General features: G+C 70.9%; 20 protein-coding genes. 12 read left to right on the top strand and 8 right to left on the bottom strand.

Annotated features, from left to right (window positions below):
- Positions 1-13 precede the first annotated feature (13 nt).
- On the bottom strand, positions 14-1,351 hold the full coding sequence (locus LEL83_RS00370; RefSeq protein WP_225557290.1) for an alpha-amylase family glycosyl hydrolase: 1,338 nt from the start codon (positions 1,349-1,351) through the stop codon (positions 14-16).
- A gap of 81 nt (positions 1,352-1,432) precedes the next feature.
- Here LEL83_RS00370 and LEL83_RS00365 point away from each other — a divergent pair, with 81 nt between their 5' ends.
- The 3 genes from LEL83_RS00365 to LEL83_RS00355 all read left to right on the top strand — a co-directional run bounded on the left by LEL83_RS00365 (position 1,433) and on the right by LEL83_RS00355 (position 3,264).
- Positions 1,433-1,831 carry a DUF3253 domain-containing protein gene (locus LEL83_RS00365; protein ID WP_225557289.1) on the top strand — a complete coding sequence of 133 codons (399 nt, stop codon included), beginning with the start codon at positions 1,433-1,435 and terminating at the stop codon, positions 1,829-1,831.
- A gap of 37 nt (positions 1,832-1,868) precedes the next feature.
- Positions 1,869-2,969 (top strand): SDR family oxidoreductase, encoded by a 1,101-nt coding sequence (locus LEL83_RS00360; RefSeq protein WP_225557288.1) that lies wholly within the window; start codon positions 1,869-1,871, stop codon positions 2,967-2,969.
- 118 nt (positions 2,970-3,087) lie between these two features.
- Positions 3,088-3,264 (top strand): CsbD family protein, encoded by a 177-nt coding sequence (locus tag LEL83_RS00355; protein WP_198656544.1) that lies wholly within the window; start codon positions 3,088-3,090, stop codon positions 3,262-3,264.
- 66 nt (positions 3,265-3,330) lie between these two features.
- Here the strand turns inward: LEL83_RS00355 and LEL83_RS00350 are convergent, their stop codons facing one another.
- On the bottom strand, positions 3,331-4,404 hold the full coding sequence (locus LEL83_RS00350; protein ID WP_225557287.1) for a spore photoproduct lyase family protein: 1,074 nt from the start codon (positions 4,402-4,404) through the stop codon (positions 3,331-3,333).
- A 44-nt stretch (positions 4,405-4,448) separates the two neighbouring features.
- Between LEL83_RS00350 and LEL83_RS00345 the strand changes: the two genes are divergently transcribed.
- Positions 4,449-4,751, top strand: a complete 303-nt coding sequence (locus tag LEL83_RS00345) for a biopolymer transporter Tol (RefSeq protein WP_225557286.1) — start codon at positions 4,449-4,451, stop codon at positions 4,749-4,751.
- Positions 4,752-4,884: 133 nt separating this feature from the next.
- On the opposite strand, the gene LEL83_RS00340 is transcribed toward LEL83_RS00345, so the two are convergent.
- From LEL83_RS00340 to LEL83_RS00325, 4 genes are all read right to left on the bottom strand, one after another.
- Positions 4,885-6,714 (bottom strand): glycoside hydrolase family 35 protein, encoded by a 1,830-nt coding sequence (locus LEL83_RS00340; RefSeq protein WP_225557285.1) that lies wholly within the window; start codon positions 6,712-6,714, stop codon positions 4,885-4,887.
- An 87-nt stretch (positions 6,715-6,801) separates the two neighbouring features.
- Positions 6,802-8,136, bottom strand: coding sequence for an ABC transporter substrate-binding protein (locus tag LEL83_RS00335; RefSeq protein ID WP_225557284.1), 1,335 nt, complete (start codon positions 8,134-8,136; stop codon positions 6,802-6,804).
- 98 nt (positions 8,137-8,234) lie between these two features.
- Positions 8,235-9,218, bottom strand: a complete 984-nt coding sequence (locus LEL83_RS00330) for a carbohydrate ABC transporter permease (protein WP_225557283.1) — start codon at positions 9,216-9,218, stop codon at positions 8,235-8,237.
- Positions 9,215-10,150: a carbohydrate ABC transporter permease gene (locus LEL83_RS00325; protein WP_225557282.1), complete on the bottom strand. Its 936-nt coding sequence runs from the start codon at positions 10,148-10,150 to the stop codon at positions 9,215-9,217. Before LEL83_RS00325 ends, LEL83_RS00330 begins: the two co-directional genes overlap by 4 nt.
- A 226-nt stretch (positions 10,151-10,376) precedes the next feature.
- Here LEL83_RS00325 and LEL83_RS00320 point away from each other — a divergent pair, with 226 nt between their 5' ends.
- Positions 10,377-11,369 (top strand): LacI family DNA-binding transcriptional regulator, encoded by a 993-nt coding sequence (locus tag LEL83_RS00320; protein WP_225557378.1) that lies wholly within the window; start codon positions 10,377-10,379, stop codon positions 11,367-11,369.
- A 428-nt stretch (positions 11,370-11,797) separates the two neighbouring features.
- Here LEL83_RS00320 and arfA read toward each other — a convergent pair whose 3' ends face one another.
- On the bottom strand, positions 11,798-13,303 hold the full coding sequence (gene arfA / locus LEL83_RS00315; RefSeq protein ID WP_225557281.1) for an arabinosylfuranosidase ArfA: 1,506 nt from the start codon (positions 13,301-13,303) through the stop codon (positions 11,798-11,800).
- 302 nt (positions 13,304-13,605) lie between these two features.
- On the opposite strand from arfA, the gene LEL83_RS00310 reads away from it, so the two are divergent.
- The 3 genes from LEL83_RS00310 to LEL83_RS00300 all read left to right on the top strand — a co-directional run bounded on the left by LEL83_RS00310 (position 13,606) and on the right by LEL83_RS00300 (position 16,927).
- On the top strand, positions 13,606-14,961 hold the full coding sequence (locus LEL83_RS00310) for an extracellular solute-binding protein (protein ID WP_225557280.1): 1,356 nt from the start codon (positions 13,606-13,608) through the stop codon (positions 14,959-14,961).
- A gap of 81 nt (positions 14,962-15,042) precedes the next feature.
- Positions 15,043-16,014 carry a carbohydrate ABC transporter permease gene (locus LEL83_RS00305; protein WP_198656552.1) on the top strand — a complete coding sequence of 324 codons (972 nt, stop codon included), beginning with the start codon at positions 15,043-15,045 and terminating at the stop codon, positions 16,012-16,014.
- A 1-nt stretch (position 16,015) separates the two neighbouring features.
- Positions 16,016-16,927: a carbohydrate ABC transporter permease gene (locus LEL83_RS00300; RefSeq protein WP_198656553.1), complete on the top strand. Its 912-nt coding sequence runs from the start codon at positions 16,016-16,018 to the stop codon at positions 16,925-16,927.
- 84 nt (positions 16,928-17,011) lie between these two features.
- On the opposite strand, the gene LEL83_RS00295 is transcribed toward LEL83_RS00300, so the two are convergent.
- The gene (locus tag LEL83_RS00295; protein WP_198656554.1) at positions 17,012-17,842 is read right to left on the bottom strand and encodes a siderophore-interacting protein; all 831 of its coding nucleotides are present in this window, start codon (positions 17,840-17,842) and stop codon (positions 17,012-17,014) included.
- A gap of 28 nt (positions 17,843-17,870) precedes the next feature.
- On the opposite strand from LEL83_RS00295, the gene LEL83_RS00290 reads away from it, so the two are divergent.
- Genes LEL83_RS00290 through LEL83_RS00275 form a run of 4 tightly spaced genes read left to right on the top strand, consistent with a single transcriptional unit; the run spans position 17,871 to position 21,923 of the window.
- Positions 17,871-18,950, top strand: coding sequence for a FecCD family ABC transporter permease (locus LEL83_RS00290; protein ID WP_372454417.1), 1,080 nt, complete (start codon positions 17,871-17,873; stop codon positions 18,948-18,950).
- On the top strand, positions 18,947-20,029 hold the full coding sequence (locus tag LEL83_RS00285) for a FecCD family ABC transporter permease (RefSeq protein ID WP_225557278.1): 1,083 nt from the start codon (positions 18,947-18,949) through the stop codon (positions 20,027-20,029). Before LEL83_RS00290 ends, LEL83_RS00285 begins: the two co-directional genes overlap by 4 nt.
- Complete coding sequence (locus LEL83_RS00280; protein ID WP_225557277.1) at positions 20,026-20,892, top strand: ABC transporter ATP-binding protein; 867 nt, start codon at positions 20,026-20,028, stop codon at positions 20,890-20,892. The genes LEL83_RS00285 and LEL83_RS00280 overlap by 4 nt, the downstream gene beginning before the upstream one ends.
- Positions 20,893-20,951: 59 nt before the next feature.
- Entirely contained in the window at positions 20,952-21,923 is a 972-nt protein-coding gene (locus LEL83_RS00275; protein ID WP_225557276.1) for an ABC transporter substrate-binding protein, read from the top strand.
- Positions 21,924-21,950 lie beyond the last annotated feature (27 nt).

The following is a 21,950-nucleotide window of genomic DNA, read 5'->3' as shown; positions in this document are numbered from 1 at the left end:
TCGCTTTCGCGTTTCAGCGGGACAGGACGGCCCAACCCCCGGCCGGGAGGCGCAGGGTCCCGTCCGCGAGATCGGCCCCGCCCGCCTCCACCTGCGTCGCGTCGGCTGCGGGCACCTCGACGGGGTCGTCCGACAGGTTCAGGGCGGTCACCACGGCCGCGTCCGCCGTCGCGGTGCGCAGGACCACGGCGGTGTTGGTCAGATGCACGACGTCGGTGTGCGCCCGGTGCAGCCACGGGTTCCGGCGGCGCAGGGCGACGAGGGCCTCGTACACGTGGGTCAGGTCCGTCGGTGCCGGCGGCTCGGCCGGGAACTCGGGACGGACCGCGTCGTCGCCGCCCTCGCGTTCCTCCTTCACCGCGGTCCAGCCGTACTCGTCGCCGGCGTAGACCACGGGGGTGCCCGCCACGGTGAACAGCACGGCGGCGGCGTGCCCGGCGAACCGCTCCCCCACCGCGCTCGCGATGCGGGTGACGTCGTGGTTCCCGACGAAGGTGGTCGGGGCGAAGGTGGCGAGCAGGGCGTCGTGCCGCTCGATCGCGTGCGCGAGTTCGTGGCCGTTCCGGTCGGCGATGCCGTGCCAGATGCCCTGCCACAGCTCGTACTGGGTCAGCGAGTCCATCGTCGACCCCTGCGCGATCGCCGCCGCCTCGCCGTGGATCACCTCGCCGCTGAACCAGGCGTCCGGGAACCGCTCGCGCACGCGTGGCAGCACCCGCGCCCAGAACGCCGGCGCCACCGCGTACGCCGCGTCGAGCCGCCAGCCGTCGACCCCTCGGGCCAGCCAGTGCGTCATCACCTCGACCACCAGGTCCTCGGTCGCCCGGCTGTCGTGGTCGAGCGCGACGAGGATGTCGTGCCCCTCGAACAGCCCGACGGGCACGGGCTGCCCCGGCTGCCACCCGGACCAGTCGATGGAGAACAGGTCGGCGGTGGGTGCGTCGGGACCCTGCTCCGCGAGCGCCCGGAACGCGGGGTGCTCGCGGCCGACGTGGTTGAACACGCCGTCGAGCAGCACCCGCACGCCACGCTCGTGCGCGGCGGCCACCAGGGCGTCGAAGTCGGCGTCGTCGCCGAGTCGCGGGTCGATCCGGAAGTGGTCGACCGTGTCGTAGCCGTGCGACGAGCTGGCGAACACCGGACCGAGCAGCAGGCCGTTCAGGCCGAGGTCGACCACGTGGTCGAGCCAGCCGGTCAGACGGTCGAGGCGGTGCTCGACCGGGCGCTCCCCCACCGCGGTGGCCGGCCGGACCTCGGCGCCGACGAAGCCGAGCGGGTAGACGTGCCACCACATGACGTGCTCGACCCAGACGGGCTCGGACGGACGGGCGGGGGCGGTGTCGGGGTTCACCACCCCGATGCTGCCAGGCGGACCTGGGCCGCGCGCCGCCGACCTGGGGACGGCCGTGGTCGGCAGGACCAGGATGGACACATGGGACGGGCGATCAGGACGCAGGCGGACGCGACGGCGTCGGAGTCGGCGCACGCGGAACGCACCTGCGCCTCGTGCGGACGGCGGATGCCGTCGTCGGCGGCACCCGAGGCGAAGTGGTGCTCCGGCGCCTGCCGCAAGCACGGCCTGGACGACACCGACCGGGCACTCGAGCAGCGCATCGACGAGTTGCTCGCCGCCCGGGCGCGGACGTCGAGCATCTGCCCGTCCGAGGTGGCCCGCTCGATCGCCCCCGACGACTGGCGTCCCCTGATGGAACCGGCACGGCGGGCCGCGCGGCGCATGGTGGCCCGGGGCGAGGTCGAGATCACCCAGGGCGGATCCGTGGTCGACCCGTCGACCGCGAAGGGGCCGATCCGCATCCGACGACCGCGGTGAGGGAACACCTGTCGCGCATCGTCGGTTGCAGCCACGGATGACCTCCACCGGATCGACCCCATCGACCCCTGCCCGCCGCGAAGCCCTGGTCGTGGGAGCCAGCGGCATCACCGGCTCCGCGCTGGTGACCCACCTGCTCGACCTCGGCTGGGACGTGACCGCACTGTCCCGTCGACCGCTCGCACAGCAGGGGGTCCGCACCGTCGCGGCAGACCTCCGCGACCCGGAGGGCCTGGCGACGGCACTCGCCGACGAACGCCCTACGCACGTCTTCTTCACGGCGTGGCAGCGCCAGGAGACCGAGGCCGAGAACATCCGCGTCAACGGCGGCATGGTGCGCGACCTGCTCGCCGCACTCGCCCCGGCGCCGCTGGAACACGTCGCCCTCGTCACCGGGCTCAAGCACTACCTCGGCCCGTTCGAGGCGTACGCCGCCGGCGAGATGTCCGACACGCCCTTCCACGAGGAGGAGCCGCGGCTCGACACCCCGAACTTCTACTACGCGCAGGAGGACGAGCTCGTCGCCGCCGCCGAGCGCCAGGGGTTCACCTGGTCCGTGCACCGCTCGCACACCGTGATCGGCCACGCGGTCGGCAACGCCATGAACATGGGCCTGACGATCGCCGTGCAGGCCACGCTGGCGAAGGAGCTCGACCTGGACTTCGTGTTCCCGGGCAGCGAGGCGCAGTGGAACGGCCTGACCGACATGACCGACGCCGGGATCCTCGCCGAGCACATGGTGTGGGCCGCGACGTCACCCGAGGGAGCGGACGAGCCGTTCAACATCGTCAACGGCGACGTCTTCCGCTGGCGCTGGATGTGGCCGCGCCTGGCGGCACACCTCGGCGTCGATCCGGCGCGGGTGGTCGGGTACCAGGACGCGCCCCGTCCGCTCGAGCAGCAGATGGCCCCGTACGAGTCCGCGTGGGCCGGCATCGCCGAACGGCACGGGCTGGTCGAGCCGGACATCACGCGGCTCGCCTCGTGGTGGCACACCGACGCCGACCTGGGCCGCGCGATGGAGGTCGTCACCGACATGGGCAAGAGCCGCGAGGCCGGGTTCACGGCCTTCCGACGCACCGAGCGGGCCTTCGCCGACCTGTTCGCCCGGTACCGCGCGGACCGCCTGGTCCCCTAGCGGGCGACCGGGGTACGTGGTTCCTCGGACCCGGCCGCGAGCGTCGACGACCCGCGTGGTTGTCTCGTGGGCACACACGCCGGGAGCCCTCGGCGGTTCCCGGAGGAAGGAAGACACCATGTCGCTCGGAGACAAGGCCAAGGACGTCACGCAGAAGGTCGCCGGCAAGGCCGAGGAGACCGTCGGCAAGCACACGGACGACGCCGAGCTCACGCACCAGGGCCAGAAGGACCAGGTCATGGGCGAGGGACGCCTCGACAAGGAGAAGGCGAAGGACGCCCTCGACGGCAAGTAGGTCGACCTGCGGAACGGCCCCGACGCGGACACGCGCCGGGGCCGTTCCACGTCGCGGGGCGCCGCGTCAGAACGCGTAGCGGATGCGGCAGCTCGGCAGGTGTTCGGCCACGAGCTCGCGGAAGCGCTCGACGAGCTGCCCCTTCATCCCGGACCGGTAGCGCACGTTGACGGCACCGTTCTGCGACACCTTCTGCTCCTGCAGGTCCGGACGCCACAGCAGGTCCTCGGCCTTGGGGTGCCACCCGAGGTTGACCTCGTGCAGCGGCTGGTTGTGGGTGAGGAAGATCACCTCGGCCGCGAGCTGCGCCTTGGCGGCCGGGGACAGCACGTCGTCGACCTGGCGCAGCAGCTCGGCCCAGTCGGACTCCCACGTGGGCGTGAGGATGACCGGCGAGAAGTTCAGGTGGACCTCGTACCCGGCGTCGACGAAGTCGTTCACCGCGGCGATCCGCTCGGCGATCGGGCTGGTGCGGATGTCGGTGACCTTCGCGGTCTCGTGCGGCATGAGCGAGAACCGGATGCGCGTGCGCCCCATCGGGTCCCAGTCGAGCAGGTCGCGGTTGACGTACTTCGTCGCGAACGAGGCCTTGGCCGTCGGGGTCATCCGGAACAGGTCGCACAGGTCGCTCACGTTGTCGCTGATCATCGCGTCGACCGAGCAGTCGCTGTTCTCGCCGATGTCGTACACCCAGGACTCCGGGTCGCACTGGTTCGGTTCGGTCTTCGGCCCCTGCTTCGCGATGTTCCGAGCCACGTGCTTCGTGATCTGGTCGATGTTGGCGAACACCGTGACCGGGTTGCTGTAGCCCTTGCGCCGGGGCACGTAGCAGTAGGCGCAGGCCATCGCGCATCCGTTCGCCGTCGACGGGGCGATGAAGTCGGCGGAGCGGCCGTTCGGTCGGGTGACGAGCGACTTCTTCACCCCGAGCACGAGCGCCTCGGTCTTGATCCGGACCCAGCGCTGCACGTTGCGTTCGTCGCCGTGCACCTCGGGGATGTTCCAGTGCGAGTCGACCGGCACGATCTCGGCGTCGGGCCAGCGCCCGACGATCTCCTGCCCGCGCTGCAGCTCGAGGGCGGCGGGCTCGGCGTAGATGCGGTGGACGTCGAGCATCGGGCGGACACGTGCGTTGCTCATCGACACCTGTCTACCGGGTACCACCGACGGTGCAGACTCGGGGCATGACCGCCGAACCCGACGACCACTTCTTCGTCGTGGACGGACGACGCTGGCGCCGCACCGACCCGGCGCTGCCCGAGGACGTCGCCGCCGCACTCCGCTCCCACCTGGGCCGCGGTCGCAACGCCGTCAAGCAGGCGAAGCGGTCGGGCGACGACGCTGCCCTCGAGGCCGCGCGACACCGCAACGGTCTCGCCAAGCACGGCCTCGGCGAACGGGGCCCGGAGTGGTGGACCCGCCCCGAGGCCGACCGGATCGCCGACGCCGAGCGCGCCCTGGCCGACCTCGACGCCCTCGACGCCTGACGCCGGGCCGGGCCGACGCCGGCGCCGGCGCCGCAGCACACCGAGTGAGCAGAAGACGTCGGGTGGGTGGGGCGCACTCGACGTCTTCTGCTCAGTCGACGCCGACCCGCAGCGGCCGAGCGCGCCGCCCCCGCTACGCCTCGGTGTGGCCCAGGTCGGGCTCGACGAGCAGGTGCGCCGTCCGGGACGCCGACGCGTGCAGCTCCAGCACGACGAGCTCGTTCCGCCCGGCACGCAGCACCGGCCCCGGGATCGCCAGGGTCCGCTGCGGCCCGCGTGACCAGTACCGGCCGAGGCAGAACCCGTTGACCCAGGCGACTCCCTTGCGGAAGCCGTCGAGGGACAGGTACCGGTCGTCCGCCGAGTCGAGGTCGAACGCCCCCGCGGCGAAGGTCGGACCCGCGAGCACGTCACCGCCGGTCGGATCGACCTCGGCCAGTGCGCGCACGGCCGCCGGGGCGATCGGGTCGAGGGCGAGCGGGGACGCCGTCCAGCGGGCCACCGGAGCGCCGTCGATCGACACGCCCCCGATCAGGCCCTTCGGTTCGCCGATGCGGACGCCGTAGTCGACGCGACCCTGGTCCTCGACGAGCAGCTCGAGCGTGCCGATCACGGGCGGCAGGGCGATGGCGCGGTCGTGGTGCTCGCGCTCCAGGACCCCGACGACCACGCCGTCGACGGAGACGATCGCGCGGTCGCGCACCTCGGTACCGACGGTCATCACCCCACCGGTGGGCAGGTCGACCTCGGTGCGGTGGACGACGAAGCCGCTCGCGGCCCCGAGCGCGTCGAAGGTCGGCGGCTCGTCGTGCGCCGTCCACGTCGTCAGCGTGGGCAGCAGGGAGCGGAGCGACGCGACGCGCTCCAGACGGACGGCGAGGTCCGTGGCGGGGGTGGTCCGGGCCTCCAGGCCGACCCCGTCCGTCGCACCGGACGCGAGCCGACCGTTCCCGCCCGGCTCCATCGACGCGGGCAGCGGCGGGACGGGCGCGTAGCGCGCGATGACCGAGCGGAACGCGTGGAACTTCTCCGTCGGGCGGCCGGCCTCGTCGAGCGGGGCGTCGTAGTCGTACGACGTCGCGATCGGGCGGTAGACGCCCTTGTCGTTCGCGCCGTTCGTGAAGCCGAAGTTCGTGCCGCCGTGGAACATGTAGATGTTCACCGACCCGCCGGCGGCGAGCAGGACGTCGAGGTCGTCGGCGCTGGCGGACGCCGGCGTGGTGTGGTGGTGCTCGCCCCAGCTGTCGAACCAGCCGTCCCAGAACTCCGAGCACATGAGCGGACCGGTCGGCTGGGCCTGGCGCAGGCGGGCGAGGCGTTCGGTGGAGCGCGACCCGAACGAGCCGGTCTTGTGCAGCGAGGGCAGGGAGCCGTCCTCGAGCATGGTGCCCATCGGCTGGTCGACGCTCGTGAACGGGACGGTGAGCCCGATCGACCGGTGCATCGCCTCGAGCTCCCGCAGGTACTCCGGATCGGAGCCGTAGGCGCCGTACTCGTTCTCGACCTGCACGAGCACGATGGGTCCGCCGTGGTCGATCTGCCGCGGGACCAGAACCGGCGCCAACGCCTGCAAGTACGAGGAAACCGCGGCGAGGAACCCCGGCTCGTTGCGCCGGACACCCACGGTGCCGTCGGCGAAGAGCCAGTACGGCAGGCCGCCGTTGGTCCACTCGGCACAGATGTAGGGGCCGGGTCGGACGATGGCGTGCATGCCCTCGGCGGCGACGAGGTCGAGGAACCGGCCGAGGTCCAGACCGCCGGTCAGGTCGAAGACGTCGGGCGACGGCGCGTGCGCGTTCCAGGCGACGTAGGTCTCGATGGTGTTGAGGCCCATGAGCTTGGCCTTGCGGATCCGGTCGGCCCACAGGTCGGGGTGCACGCGGAAGTAGTGGATCGCGCCGGACAGGATCCGGTGCGGCTCGCCGTCGAGCAGGAAGTCGGTGTCGCCGATGGCGAAGCGCATGGTGTGACCTTCTCGTTGCCGGCCGGAGCCGGGCGTGGAGCGGGGCCGTGCGGAGGTGTCCGCACGGCCCCGCGGGGGTACCGGGAACTACTTCGACGTGACCGTGAAGCCCTGGTCCTCGCCGTACTTCACGAGGGCCTTCTGCCAGGCTTCGAGACCGGCGTCGAGCGAGGTGCCGTTCTCGTACGCCTGACCGACGGTGTCGGCGTAGACGCTGTTCGCGTACACCTGGTACGGCAGGTAGGTGAAGTCGTTGTCGGAGGACTTCGACGCGTCGACGAGCACCTCGTTGATCTGCTGGCCGCCGAAGTACTCCGGCTTCTCCTGCAGGAACGCGCTCGACTCGAGGTCGGCGGTGGTGGAGGGGAAGCCGCCGGACTCCATGAAGACCTTCGTCGACTCCTTCGACGAGTTGAGCCACTTGAGGAAGCCCGCGGCGAGTGCCTTGTTCTTCGACTGCTCCATGACCACCTGGGCGCTGCCGCCGTTGTTCGCGGTCTGCGCGGCGCCGCCGTCGTAGGTCGGCATCGGGGCGACGCGCCAGTCACCGGACGCGTCGGCGACGCTCGCCTCGAGGTTGCCGGGCATCCAGGCGCCGGTGATCAGCGTGGCGATCTGGCCGTTGCCAAGCTGCTTGTACCAGTCGTCGCTCCAGCCGACCGTCTTCGACAGCAGGCCCTGCTCGACGAGCTCGTCCCAGGTGCTCGTCCACTTCTTCGAGCCCTCGTCCTGCAGGTCGATCGTGACCTTGTCACCCTCGGTGGTGAACGGGGTGCCACCGGCCTGGGCGATCATGCTCGTGGTGAAGCCGGCGTCGCCGGAGTCCGCGGCGATGTAGGCGTCCGGGTCGGCCTCGTGCAGCTTCTTCGCGGCGGTGACGTACTCGTCCCACGTCCTCGGCACCTCGATGCCGTGCTCGTCGAAGACCTTCTTGTTGTAGAACAGCGCCATGGGGCCGGAGTCCTGCGGCAGGCCGTAGACCTTGTCGTCGATGGTGACCGAGTTCCAGGTGCTCGTCGCGAAGTCCTTCTCGAGCGAGTCGAAGCCGTAGCCCGACAGGTCGAGCAGCGACTCGGACAGGGCGAACTGCGGCAGGGCGTAGTACTCGACCTGGGCGACGTCGGGGGCACCCGAGCCGGCCTTGATGGTGTTCTGCAGCTTGGTGTACTGGTCGGCGCCGGTGCCGGCGTTGACGATCTTGACCTTCACCTTGGGGTACTGGTCCTCGAAGGCCGCGACCTGCGCCTTGGCGGACGGGGTCCACGACCAGTAGGTCAGGGTGCCGCCCTCCTTGAGGGCCTTGTCGATGTCGTCGGCCGATCCGCCGGCGGACGAGCCACCGGAGGCGCAGGCGGCGAGGGCGATCGTGGCGGTGACGCCGATCGCGAGGGCGCTGAGCCCGCGCCGGAGACGCTTGTGCATGGGAGTGCCTTTCACTTCTTCGTGGAGGGGGTGGTGGTGCTGCCGTGTGTCGGACGGGAGGCGCGTGGCGGGGTCGCCCCGTGCCTCCCGTCCGCAGGTCACGCCTTGACCGACCCGGCCGCGAGGCCGGACTGCCAGAAGCGCTGGAGGAAGAGGAACGCGACCACGATCGGGATGATCGTGAGGAGCGAACCGGTGACGACGAGGTTGTAGATCGGCTCCGCGCCGGACCCGGTGGCCTGCGCGTTCCACTGGTTCAGGCCGACGGTGAGCGGGTACCACTTCGGGTCGCTCAGCATGATGAGCGGCAGGAAGTAGTTGTTCCAGGTGGCGACGACCGCGAACAGCAGGACCGTGACGACACCCGGCGCGAGCAGGCGGAGCGCGATGGTGAAGAAGATGCGGAACTCGCCGGCGCCGTCCATGCGGGCGGCCTCGAGCAGCTCGGCGGGGATCGCGTCGACCGCGTAGGTCCAGATGAGGTACATGCCGAACGGGCTGATGAGCGACGGCAGGATGATCGCCCAGGGGGTGTTGGTGAGCCCGGCCTGCGAGAACAGCAGGAACGTCGGGACCGCCAGGGCCGTTCCGGGCACGGCGATCGCACCGAGCACGACGGCGAACACCGCGCGGCGGCCGGGGAACTGGAACTTCGCCATGCCGTAGCCCGCGATCGTGGCGAGCAGGGTCGCGCCGCCGGCTCCGACGACCACGTAGAGCAGCGTGTTGCCGAGCCACTGCACGAAGATGCCGTCGTTGTAGGTCAGCGTGTCGACGATGTTCTGCCAGAGCGTGAACTCCCCGCCGAACCACAGGCCGAAGGTGGACAGCAGGGACGCCTGCGTCTTCGTGCTGTTCACGAGCAGGTAGAACAGCGGCGCGAACGAGTACACGACGAAGACGACCATGACCGCGGTCAGCAGGCCGGAGCGCTTGACCTTGCGTCCGTCGACCGGCTTGCGGGTCCGGGCCGACCGGGAGGCTCGGCTCGCGCGGTCGCGCGGGTCGCGCTGGGTCGTGGTCGCCTCGGTGACGGTGGCCGGCCCGGTGGGGCCAGCGGCGGGGTGCTGCAGGGTGCTCATCGGTTCTCCTGGCGGGTTCCGCGGACCTGGACGACGTACGCGATCACGGCGGTGATGACACCCATGACGATGGCGACGGTGGCGGAGTAGTTGAACTGCTGACCGCTGAAGGACAGCGAGTAGGCGTACATGTTCGGGGTGAAGGCGCTGCCGATGACGTTCGGGGCGAGCGTCTTGAGCAGGTTCGGCTCGTTGAAGAGCTGGAAGCTACCGATGATCGAGAAGATCGTCGCGATGACCATCGGGCCGCGCAGGGCGGGGAGCTTGATCGAGAACACGGTGCGCATCGGACCGGCGCCGTCGAGCTCGGCGGCCTCGTACAGCTCGCCGGGGACGGTGCGGAGTGCCGCGTAGAAGATCAGCATGTTGTAGCCGAGGAACTCCCACGTGACCACGTTGCCGATCGACGTGAGGACCCAGGTCGGGCTGAACGGCTGCAGCAGGTCGATGCCGAGCGCGTCGTTCGCGGCGCCGGTCAGGCCGAACTGGTTGCCGTAGATGAAGCCCCAGATGAGGGCGGCGACGACACCGGGGACGGCGTACGGCAGGAAGACCGCGATGCGGAAGAACGACGTGCCCCAGAGCCGGGCGCTGTCCAGGGCCAGCGCGGCGACGAGGGCCAGGCCGAGCATGATCGGCACCTGCACGACGAGGAACAGCGTGACGCGGAGCAGGCCCTCCCAGAACTTGGCGTCCTGGAACAGCTGCACGTAGTTGGCGAACCAGACGAACTGGTTGCCGCCGATGAGCTGGTCGCGGAACAGGCTGAGCCAGAGCGCGTAGCCGATCGGCACGATGAGCATCGCGATCAGCACGACGACGAAGGGACCGACGAAGAGCCAGCCGGTGTACCGCCCTCGGGGCTTCCGACGGCGAGCGGTCGGCCGCGAGGCGGGGGCCGCCTCGGCCGGACGCGCTGCGAGCGTGCTCATGTGACTCCCTTGTCTGCTGCGTTCGGGTTCCGGACCGGGCGCCTGACAGCACCCGCGGGTCGTGCCCTGCCTGCGCTGGCACGGATCCGGAGACGTCGATGTTGACGTCAACATCGAACGACGTCACCGTAGCATGGCAACGTCAACATGCACTAGCGTTCGGTGAAGTCGAACGGAGGGAACAGCGTTGTCGACCGATCTGACCGCACCGCGACGTGCGCCGTCGATGGCCGCCGTGGCCGATGCCGCCGGCGTCTCGATGCAGACCGTGTCCCGCGTGGCCCGCGGCTTCCACAACGTCAGCCCGGACACCCGCGACCGGGTGCAGCGCGCCATGGACGACCTGGGCTACCGGCCGAACCGTGCTGCGCGGGCGCTGCGGTCCGGACGCTTCCGGACCATCGGCGTGGTCATGTTCACGCTCGCGTCGTTCGGCAACATGCGCACGCTCGAGGCGATCGCCGACGCCGCCGGGGCCGCCGACTTCACGATCACCCTGCTGCCGATGGCCTCCCGCACCGAGGAGGGCGTCCGGTCGGCGATCTCCCGCCTCGACGAGCAGGCCGTCGACGGGGTCGTCATCATCATCGAGTCGCACATCATCGACACCGCCGAGGTCGCGCTCCCCGACGGCGTCCCGATGGTCGTCGTCGACTCGACCGGCACCACCGAGCACCCGGCGATCGACACCGACCAGGCCGACGGCGCCCGCCAGGCCACGCAGCACCTGCTCGACCTCGGCCACGAGACCGTCTGGCACGTCGCCGGGCCCGAGTCGTCGTACTCCGCCGCCCGGCGGCTCGCCGCGTGGCAGGACACCCTCGAGCGGGCAGGACGGGTCGTGCCGCCGGTGTTCCACGGCGGGTGGACGACGGAGCACGGCTACGACGCCGGGCTGGAGATCGCCGCCCGGCCGGAGGTCACCGCCGTGTTCGCCGCGAACGACCAGACGGCGCTCGGGGTCCTCCGCGCCGCACACGAGTCCGGACGCCCGGTGCCGTCGTCGCTGAGCGTCGTGGGCTTCGACGACTCCCCCGAGTCCGACTCGTTCTGGCCGCCGCTCACGACCGTGCACCAGTCGTTCGACGAGGTCGGTCGGCGCGCGGTCGCCAACCTGCTCGACCAGATCGAGGGCTCCCCGGTCCGCACCACGACCGACCTCGTGCCGGTGCGCCTGGTCGAGCGCGCGAGCACGGCGCCGCCGCCCGCCGCGCGCTGACGCGGCGCGCCGCGGCTTTTCGCGCTCAGCGACAGCTCACGCGCGCGTGGTCCCGTGAACTGTCGCCCAGGCCGTGGAGTCGCCACGCGCCGGCCGGGAGGCCCGGTGCCAGGCCGCCACGGGGCGCGCGTTTCGTGCCCGGCGACACCTCACGCGCGCGCGGTCCCGTGAACTGTCGCCCAGCCCGTGGAGTCACCACGCGCCGGACGGGAGGCCCGGTGCAAGCCCGCCACGGGCCTCCCGGCCGCCGCGCGGCGCGCGTTTCGCGCTCAGCGACACCTCACGCGCGCCGCGCCCCGTGAACTGTCGCCCAGCCCGTGAACTCACGCCCGCCCCGCGCCCGCAACAAGCAGAGGACGTCGGGCGCGCGCGCCCGACGTCCTCTGTGCTCACTCGACGCCCGCCGTGGCGTGCGCCGAGGCGTCTTCTCAGCCGATCGAGACGGCGGTCCAGGAGACCGGCGGGAGCTCGATGGTGATCGTGTCACCCTCGCGGCGGACCGACTCGTTCGTCCGCAGGCCCACGCGCGAGGTGTTCTGCAGGTCGTTCACGGCGTGCAGGTCGTCGTCCCACACACCCTCGGCGTGGACGTCACCGGTCGCACCGATGCCGGCCACGTCGATCGTCACCGTCGTCGGCTCGGACGGGTGGCGGTTCACCAGGAACACCGCGGCCTTGCCGTCCTCGGACACCGTCGCGGCCGAGTCGACCACCGGGACCTCGCCGTGCTTGCCGCCGTCGACCGTGTCACCGGAGGCCTTGACCTGCAGCGACGTGCCCTGCGCCAGGCGCGAGGTGACCGAGAACGGGAAGAACGTGGTCTGGCGCCAGGCCGGACCGCCGGGCTCGGTCATGATCGGGCCGATCACGTTGACGAGCTGGGCGAGCGAGGCCGAGGCGACACGGTCGGCGTGGCGGAGCAGCGAGATGAGCAGGCCACCCACGACGACGGCGTCCGCCACCGTGTAGACGTCCTCGAGCAGACGCGGGGCGACGGGCCACTCGTCGAGCGTGAAGGTCTTGGCCTTCGCCTCCCACTTCTTGATCGACCAGACGTTCCACTCGTCGAACGAGATGTCGATGCGCTTGTCGGACTTCTTCTGCGCCTGGACGTGGTCGGCGGCCGTGGTGACCGTCTTGATGAAGTGGTCCATGTTCACGCCTGAGGCCAGGAACGACGGCAGGTCGTCGTCCTCCTCGTAGTAGGCGTGCGCGGAGATGTAGTCGACGTCGTCGTAGGTGTGCTCGAGGACGGTGCGCTCCCACTCGCCGAACGTCGGCATCGACGCCCCGGACGAACCGCAGGCGACGAGCTCGAGGTCGGGCTGGATCTGCCGCATGGCCTTCGCGGTCATGGCGGCGAGCTTGCCGTAGTCCTCGGCGTTCTTGTGGCCGAGCTGCCACGGGCCGTCCATCTCGTTGCCGAGGCACCACATCTGGATGGCGAAGGGCTCCTGGCGGCCGTTCGACCGGCGGTACTCGCTCAGAGCGGTGCCGGCGTCGATGTTGGCGTACTCGAGCAGGTCGAGCGCCTCCTGCGTGCCGCGGGTGCCGAGGTTCACGGCGAGCATCAGCTCGGAGCCGACCTTGTCGAGCCAGTGCTGGAACTCGTGCAGGCCGACCTCGTTCGTCTCGGTCGAGTGCCAGGCCAGGTCGAGGCGACGGGGGCGCTGCTCGACGGGGCCGACGCCGTCCTCCCACTTGTAGCCGGAGACGAAGTTGCCGCCCGGGTAGCGGATGGCGGAGACGCCGAGTTCCTTCACGAGCTCGACGACGTCCTCGCGGAAGCCGTGCTCGTCGGCGGTCTCGTGCGCGGGCTCGTGGATGCCGTCGTAGACGTGGCGACCGAGGTGCTCGACGAACCCACCGAAGAGGCGACGTCGCACCGGCCCCACGGTGAACGCGGCGTCGAGGACGAGGTGTGTGCGGGGCATGGATCTCCTTCGATCGTTGCAGTGCGGTTCGTGGGGGCGAGCTGGTCGGGCCGTCACGGGCGCTCCGGGTAGTGGAGCGGGCCGTCACGAAAGTGAGCGCTCACCTACGGGAAACGCTACCCGGTTCGACGGCGACGCGGAAGGGGTGGTGGATCATCGGACCGAGCGCTAATGTGAGCGCTCACGGGGCACCCGCAAGCCGCCCCGTGACGGAGCGATCCCTGCTCCGCCCGGGGCAGAGCTGCCCCGGCGGGAACACCGACCCTGTTCCCGAGTCCGGCCCATCCCGATGGAGTGATGCCATGCCGACCCCACCCGCAACCCCCGCGTCGCGTCTCTCGCGCCGCGGCTTCCTCGCCGCCGGTGCCGCGGCCGCGACGGTCCTGCCGCTCGCCGCCTGCTCCAGCCCCCTGGCTGCCGGTCTCGCCGGCAGCGCGCTCAACCCCGAGACGCTCGTCTTCTGGAACCTGTTCGGCGGCGGCGACGGCGTCCGCATGCAGGCGATGGAGGACGGCTACGCCGCGCAGCACGGCGGTTCGAGCGCCCTGCAGGGCACCACGTTCGCGTGGGGCAACCCGTACTACTCGAAGCTGACACTGGCCACCGTCGGGAACAAGCCGCCGGACGTCGCGGTCGCGCACCTGACCCGGGCGAAGCCGCTCTGGGACGGCGACCTGCTCGACCCGATCACCTCGGACGACCTGGCGAGCGTCGGGCTGAGCGCAGCCGACTTCAACCAGAAGGCCTGGGCAGCGCAGAAGACCGACGGCAAGAACATCGCGATCCCGCTGGACACCCACCCGTTCGTGCTGTTCTACAACGTCGACGTCTGCAAGAAGGCGGGCCTGATCGACGGCGACGGCAAGCTCAAGGACCTGTCCGGCATGGACAACTTCGAGAAGGCCCTCGCCGCGGTCGCCAAGGTCACCGGCGGCACCGCGCTCAACGTCGCGAACGTCGTGCCCGAGACCGCGACCCCGTGGCGCTTCTTCTGGACGATGTACAACCAGCTCGACGGTGCCACCCCGTTCCTCAGCAAGGGCGGCGCCGAGCTCACCCTCAACGAGGACGCCTACACCGAGGTCACGAGCCGGACCCAGAAGTGGGTGAAGGAGGGCTGGCTGAACAAGGCCCTCGACTACGCCACCGCGCAGTCGCTCATGTTCGACGGCAAGGCCGGCTTCTTCATGCAGGGCGAGTGGGAGATCAGCACGGCGCAGTCGATCAAGGGGCTGGAGTTCGGCATGGTCCCGATCCCCCAGCTGTACGACAAGCCCGCGACGCAGGCCGACTCGCACACCTTCGTCCTGCCGAAGAAGGCGCGCACCCCGGAGCAGCGCAAGCAGCACATGCTCTTCATCAAGCAGATGCTCGAGCAGAGCCTGACGTGGGCCGAGGGCGGGCACGTGCCGGCCTACATGCCGACGTTCGACAGCACCGCCTACAAGGAGCTCAAGCCGCAGTCGAACTACGCGGCCGCAGCCGAGACCGCCGTGTTCGACGACGCCGCCTGGTACGGCGGTTCCGGGTCGACCTTCGAGGGCACGGTCGGCGCCCAGCTCGCCCTGGTGCAGCAGGGCAGCTCGACGCCGGCGCAGGCGCTCCGGGCGATCAAGAGCCAGCTGTCCACCTACCTCAACACCCCGAGCCCGCTGTGACCGGGCAGGCGCACGCCGAGGACGCACGTTCCCGGCAGACGACACCCGCGATCGTGAACACCGCGCGAAAGGCACGATGACGTGACCACAGCACCTGTCCTCGACCGGCCGACGGACGCGACGACCGCGCCGCGTCCCCGCCGGACACGCTCCTACCGGACCAGCCTGACGAGCGGCCAGGGCCGCAGCGGCTGGCTGTTCCTCGCCCCCTTCGGCCTGTTCTACGTGGCCTTCCTGCTCGGCCCGACGGTCTGGATGCTCGTCACGAGCTTCTTCAACACCTCGACCGTCCGCACCGGGCTCGGCAGCTTCGCCGGGTTCGCGAACTACGCCGAGATGCTCGGGCGCTCGGACTTCTGGTCCTCGCTCTGGCACACGCTGCAGTTCACGCTCTACACGACCCCGCCGCTCGTCATCCTGGCGTTCGTGTTCGCGGTGCTGACGAACCGGATGAACCGCGGCCAGTGGTTCTTCCGTCTGGCGTTCTTCCTGCCGTTCATCCTGCCGTCGGCGACGATCTCGCTCATCTGGGTGTTCATCTTCACGCCGTCGACCGGTCTGTGGGCGAGCCTGCAGTCAGCGATCGGCATGACGCCCGGCTCGGGCATGCTGTCCAGCCCGAACACGGCCATGATCGGCGTCGCGATCGCCACGGTGTGGTGGACGCTCGGCTTCAACTTCGTGCTCTACCTGGCCGGCCTGCAGGAGATCCCGCGGGAGCTGTACGAGGCCGCCGCCGTCGACGGGGCCTCGAACTGGCAGCAGATCAAGTCGATCACGCTCCCCCTGCTCGCCCGCACGACGACCCTGGTCATCCTGCTGCAGATCATCGCGAGCCTGAAGATCTTCGACCAGGTCTACCTCATGACGAACGGCGGTCCGGGCATCTCGACCCAGGTCTCGCTGCAGCTCATCACCGGCGTCGGCTTCACCGACAACCGACTCGGTGCCGCATCGGCCGCGTCGGTGCTCCTGTTCATCGTGATCGTGGCGATCGCGGTCATCCGGCAGCTCGTCGAGCGCGCTGCCGCCAAGCGAGAGATCGGGGCCTGACATGACCGCCACCGAGAGCATCACCACCGGCCGCAAGCTCCGCACCGGCGTCTCGTCGGCCGCTCCCACGAGCGCCGCGAAGATCGGCGTCTCCGGCAAGGGGTTCAACCTGGTCGCCGGCATCGTGCTGGGCGTCTTCGCCGTCATCTGGCTCATCCCGAGCCTGTTCGCCCTGAAGACGTCGCTGTCCGACAACGGCGTCGCCGCCCTCGGCGCGAACGCCATCCTGTCGAACTGGAACCCGACGCTGCACTCGTACGCGTCGTTGTTCCAGGCCGGCGACATCTGGAACTGGTACCTGGCCAGCGCCATCACGAGCGTCGTCACGGCGGTGCTGACGGTGCTGTTCGCGTCGATGGCGGCGTTCGCGCTGTCCCGCCTGGTGTTCCGCGGTCGGAACGTCGCGTTCCTGCTCATCATCCTGGGGATCATGATCCCGACGCAGGTGCTGATCATCCCGATCTTCCAGGAGCTCAACGCCGTCGGCCTGCTCAACACCTACTGGTCGGTCATCTTCCCGCAGGTGCCCGCCGTGATCGCGGTGTTCATCTTCAAGCAGTTCTTCGACGGCATCCCGAAGGAGCTGGAAGAGGCCGCGCGCATCGACGGCGCCGGCATCTGGAAGGTCTACTGGTCGGTCATCCTGCCGCTGTCGCGTCCGGTGATCGCGGCGGTGACGATCCTGACCTTCGTCGGGGTGTGGAACAACCTGCTGCTGCCGCTGTTCGTGCTGTCGAACCCGGACCTCATGACGATCCCGGTCGGGCTCGCAACGGTGCAGGGCAGCTTCGGTCAGCGCTACGCCGACATCCAGGCGGGTGCGATCCTGGCCGCGCTGCCGCTGATCATCCTCTACCTGATCTTCCAGCGGCAGATCGTGGAGGGCGTGACCGGGTCCGGCCTCAAGGGCTGACGCGACCCCACCACGGACGGGAGGCCCGGTGCCAGCTGGCACCGGGCCTCCCGTCCTGCGTGTGGTCGCGACCACCGATGTCGATCAGGCGTGCGCGTGCTGCCGGACGTCGTGCTTCCAGAAGCCGGAGAACGTGATGCGCGACTTCGGCAGCCCCGCGCGGTGCAGGTGGCGTCGACCCTCGGTGGCGAGTCGCGACTCCCCCACGACGAACGCGTAGCCCCGGTCGTCGGAGGGCACGTGGCGCTGCAGCTCGGCGAGCGCCGCGCTCCCGGGCACGGCACCCGGCTGCCGGACGAGCCACGTCACCTGCACGCCGGTCGGGGCGTCGAGGTCGCGGATGTCGGCGGCGGTCGGGACCTCCTGGATGATCCGGCCGACGGTGTCCCGCGGCAGCGAGGCGGCGATGCCGACGACGCCGGGCAGACCGGTCTCCTCGGCGGCGACGACGACCTCGCTCGTGCCGGCCGGGACGTCGAAGATGCAGCCCTGGTCGAGCATCGCGAGCTCGTCACCGGGGCGGGCGGCACAGGCCCAGATCGCGGCGCGGCCCTCGAGCTGCCCGCGGGGGTCCAGGTGCACGACGAAGTCGATGTCGATCTCCGCGGTGCCGTCGGCGAGCAGGCGGTACGCGGCGACGGTGTAGTTCGCGCAGTGCGGTCGGACGTCCTCGGGGATGGCGAGGAACGTCGGCCACCACTTCGTGCCGTCCAGGTCGGGCATCCGGAAGCGGTCCTGGTCGGGGCGCTGGACGAACAGGCGGAACCAGTGGTCGAAGCCGAGGTACCCGAACTCGTGCAGGTCGTCGCCGGTCACCGTCACGCGGTGCATCGACGGGGTCACCCGCTCGGTCCGCAGGACCCGGGCACGGAAGAGCCGGGGGTTCGTGGGCAGGAGCCGCGGGGTCTTCGCCATGAGGCAAGGCTAACCTAAGATGATCTCCGTGCCACCCCCTGCCCCCACCCTGGCCCCCGCTCCGGACGCCCGTCCGACCGACGCCTCCCGCGCCCTCGGCGTGCACCGGAGCGCCCTCCGTCGGCGGACCGCCGTCGTCGTGGTGCTCGTCGTCGCGCTGGTGCTCGTGGCGGTCGCGAGCATGCTGCTCGGCAGCAACCGCATCGGTGTCGACCACGTCTGGGCCGGCCTGACGCGCACCGGGACGACCACCGACGAGGCCATCGTCTGGGGCTCCCGCGTCCCGCGCACGCTCATCGGCGCGGCCGTCGGCGCAGCGCTCGGCATCGCCGGACTGCTCATGCAGGGGCACACCCGCAACCCCCTCGCCGACCCCGGTCTGTTCGGCGTCTCGTCCGGCGCCGGCCTGGCCGTCGTGCTCGGTGTCTACGTGTTCGGGGTGACGAGCACGGGCGCGACCGTGTGGTTCGCCCTGGTCGGCGCCCTGGTGGCGAGCGTCGTCGTGTTCTCGGTGACCATCGCCGGCAGCGGGACGGCCAGCCCGGTCCCCCTCGCCCTCGCGGGTGCCGCGGTCTCGGCGCTGCTCGCGGCACTGACGTCCTTCGTCGTGCTCACCGACCAGGAGTCGCTCGACGCGTACCGCCTGTGGGTCGTCGGGTCGCTCGCCGCGCGACAGCTCGACGTCCTCGCGGCGGTGTGGCCGTTCCTGGTGGCCGGGCTCGTGCTCGCCGTCCTGAACGTCCGCGCCCTCGACGCCCTCGGCCTGGGGTCCGACCTGGCGAAGGGCCTGGGCGAGAACGTGCTCGTCGCGCGGCTCGTGGGCCTCGGCGGGATCACGCTCCTCGCCGCCGGGGCCACGGCGGCCGCCGGCCCGATCGGCTTCGTCGGCCTGACCGTGCCGCACGTCGCCCGGGCCCTCGTCGGCACCGGGCACCGTTGGACCGTGCCCGTCTCCGGGCTCGTCGGTGCGGCGCTCGTGCTGCTCGCCGACGTCGTCGGACGCCTGGTCGGCGGGTTCGCCGAGGTCGAGGTCGGCATCGTCCTCGCCGTCATCGGCGGACCGGTGTTCGTCGCCGTGGCCCGTCGCCGATCGCTGGTGTCACTGTGAGCGGCGCAGCGGTCCAGAGCCGCGCGCCCGGTCGTGCCGGCGTCCGCATCGGACCGATCGGACTCGCCTGGCGTCCCCGGGTGTTCTGGTACACCGCCGCCTCGCTCGGTGCCGTCCTGGTGCTCGTCGTCATCGGGGTCGCGGTCGGCTCGACCTTCATCCCGCCCGTCGTCGTCGTGCGCTCGCTGCTCGGCCTGGAGTCCGGCCCCGACGCCTTCATCATCACCACGCTCCGGCTGCCCCGGGTCCTGACCGGCGCACTCGTCGGGCTGACCCTCGGCGTCGCCGGGGCGCTCACGCAGACCTTCACGCGCAACCCGCTCGGCACCCCGGACATCATCGGGGTCACCGCGGGAGCGAGCGTCGGTGCGGTCGCCGCGATCGTCCTGGGCGGCGGGACCTACTCGGTGTCCTCGATCGCCCTCGGCGGCGGCATCCCGGTGGCGGCCACGATCGGTGCGCTCGTCGCGGCGGTGCTGGTCTACGGCCTCGGGTGGCGCGGCGGCGTGCAGAGCTACCGCCTGGTGCTCGTGGGCATCGGCGTCGGCGCGACGCTCGACGCCGTCACGAGCTACCTGCTGGTCCGCGCGAAGATCACGGTCGCCGCGGCCGCGTCGCAGTGGCTCGTCGGCAGCCTGTCGAGCACGTCGTGGGCCAGCGTCTGGCCGCTGCTGGTCGTGGCGGCCGTCGCGGTGCCCATCGCGCTCGCGACGAGCGCCGCCCTGGGCATCGGACAGCTCGGCGACGAGGTCGCGACCGGCGTCGGACTCGGCGTCCAGCGCCACCGCCTGCTCGTCATCGGGCTCGCGGTCGTGCTGACCGCCGCCGCCGTGGCCGCCGCAGGGCCGGTCGGCTTCGTGGCGTTCGTGGTGCCGCAGGTCGGACTCCGGCTGGCGGGCACGAACCGTCCACCCCTGCTGCTCGCCGGTGCCCTCGGTGCCGCGCTCGTGCTCGCCGCCGACCTGCTGTCCCGCTCGGCGTTCCCGTGGCAGGTGCCGGTCGGCATCATCACCACCGTGATCGGGGCGCCGTACCTGATCTGGCTCCTCGTCCGTCACCGCAAGGAGATGTCCCGATGACGACCCACCACCCGAACGACACCCCCGTCCTCGAAGCCAGGGCCCTGTCCGTCGGCTACGACCGGCACCCGGTGCTGCGGGACCTGGACCTGCGCGTCGAGCGCGGCACCGTCACGACGTTCCTCGGGGCGAACGGCTGCGGCAAGTCGACCCTGCTCAAGGCGTTCGGCCGCGTGCTCAAGCCGCAGTCGGGCGAGGTCCTGCTGGACGGCGTGCCGATCCGCCGGGAACCGAACCGGCAGGTGGCCCGGAAGCTCGCGATCCTGCCGCAGTCCCCCGTCGCCCCGGCCGGCACGAGCGTGCTCGACCTGGTGATGCGGGGCCGGAACCCGCACCAGTCGTGGGCGAAGCCCTGGACCGCCGAGGACGCCGCCGTCGCCGAGGAGGCGATCGCCGCGACCGGCCTGACCGAGGTCGCGCACCGCGACGTCGCCAGCCTGTCCGGCGGGCAGCGCCAGCGCGCCTGGATCGCCCTCGTCGTCGCGCAGCAGGCCGAGACGCTCCTGCTCGACGAGCCGACGACCTACCTCGACCTCGCCCACCAGCTCGAGGTGCTGCGCCTGGTCCGCCGCCTGAACCGCGAGCAGGGATCGACCGTCGTCATGGTCCTGCACGACCTGTCCCTGGCCGCGCGGTACTCCGACCGGCTCGTCGTGCTGCACGACGGCGGGGTCGCTGCCGACGGCGCACCGGACGAGGTCCTGACCCCGGCCCTGCTCGAGCACGCGTTCGGGCTGCACGCCCGCGTGGTGCCCGACCCGGTCACCGGCGCTCCGATGATCGTGCCCGAGGCCGACGAGCACGACCGGCTGCTGCACACCGATCGGCACGACGCACTGGCGCCGGCCGGGAACTTAGGTTAGCCTCTCCTAACGTGAAGCACTCCCGACGTGGCCACCTGCGCGCCGCCCTCCTGACATCCGTGACCGTCTCGGCCCTCCTGCTCACCGGCTGCTCGAGCACCGGCGGCACGGACGACTCCGACGCCGACGGCGGCGCCGCCGCGTCGAAGGCCTGGTCCTACGAGGACGCCACCGGCGCGACCGTCAAGGTCGACCACACGCCGGAGCGCGTCGTCGTCCTCAACGACATCGCGCTGTCGTTCATCGAGTACGGCCTCAAGCCCGTCGGCACCTTCGGGCAGCTGACCATGGCGAAGGACGCCCGGTTCGACGACCTCGACACCGACGGCATCACCCAGCTCGGTACGGCCTACGGCGACATCGACCTCGAGCAGCTCGCCGCGCTCAAGCCCGACCTCGTCGTGACCTCGGTCTACCCCAAGGACGAGAAGGGCACGCTCGACACGACGCAGCCCGGCTACGGGTTCAAGGACAAGGACCAGCAGGCGCAGATCGAGGCCATCGCGCCGGTCGCCCAGGTCAAGTGGGGCGGCAAGGGCGAGGACGTCATCGAGGAGATCGCGGACCTGTCCGAGTCCCTCGGTGCGAAGGAGTCGACGATCGACGCCGCCGAGCAGCGTTTCGACACCGCCGCGGAGGAGCTCGAGCAGGTCACGAAGGACAAGGACCTGTCGGTCGTCTCGATGTTCGCCGACGGCAGCGGCGCCTACGTGACCCGCCCGAGCGACGAGCCGTCGCTGCAGATGTACTCGTCGTTCGGCGTCGACTTCGTGGACCCGAAGCCGAAGGGCTTCTACTGGGGCATCTACTCGTGGGAGAACGCCGGCCAGATCACCGGTGACGTCCTGCTGCTGTCGCAGCAGGGCTACCAGGTCGCCGACCTCGAGAAGCAGCCGACCTTCGCCGACAACGCGGCGCTCGAGGCCGGTCAGGTCCATAGCTGGACGTTCCCGGCCCTCGACTACGCGTCGCAGGCCGACTACATGACGAAGATGGCGGGCTGGCTCGAGGACAGCAAGAAGCTGTCCTAGGACGCACCCGTCCGTCCGTGGTCACCT

Source organism: Curtobacterium oceanosedimentum, from assembly GCF_020297365.1.
Lineage (GTDB): Bacteria > Actinomycetota > Actinomycetes > Actinomycetales > Microbacteriaceae > Curtobacterium.
Note: the sequence above shows the minus strand (reverse complement) of the source record. Positions and strands in the feature narration are given on the sequence as shown.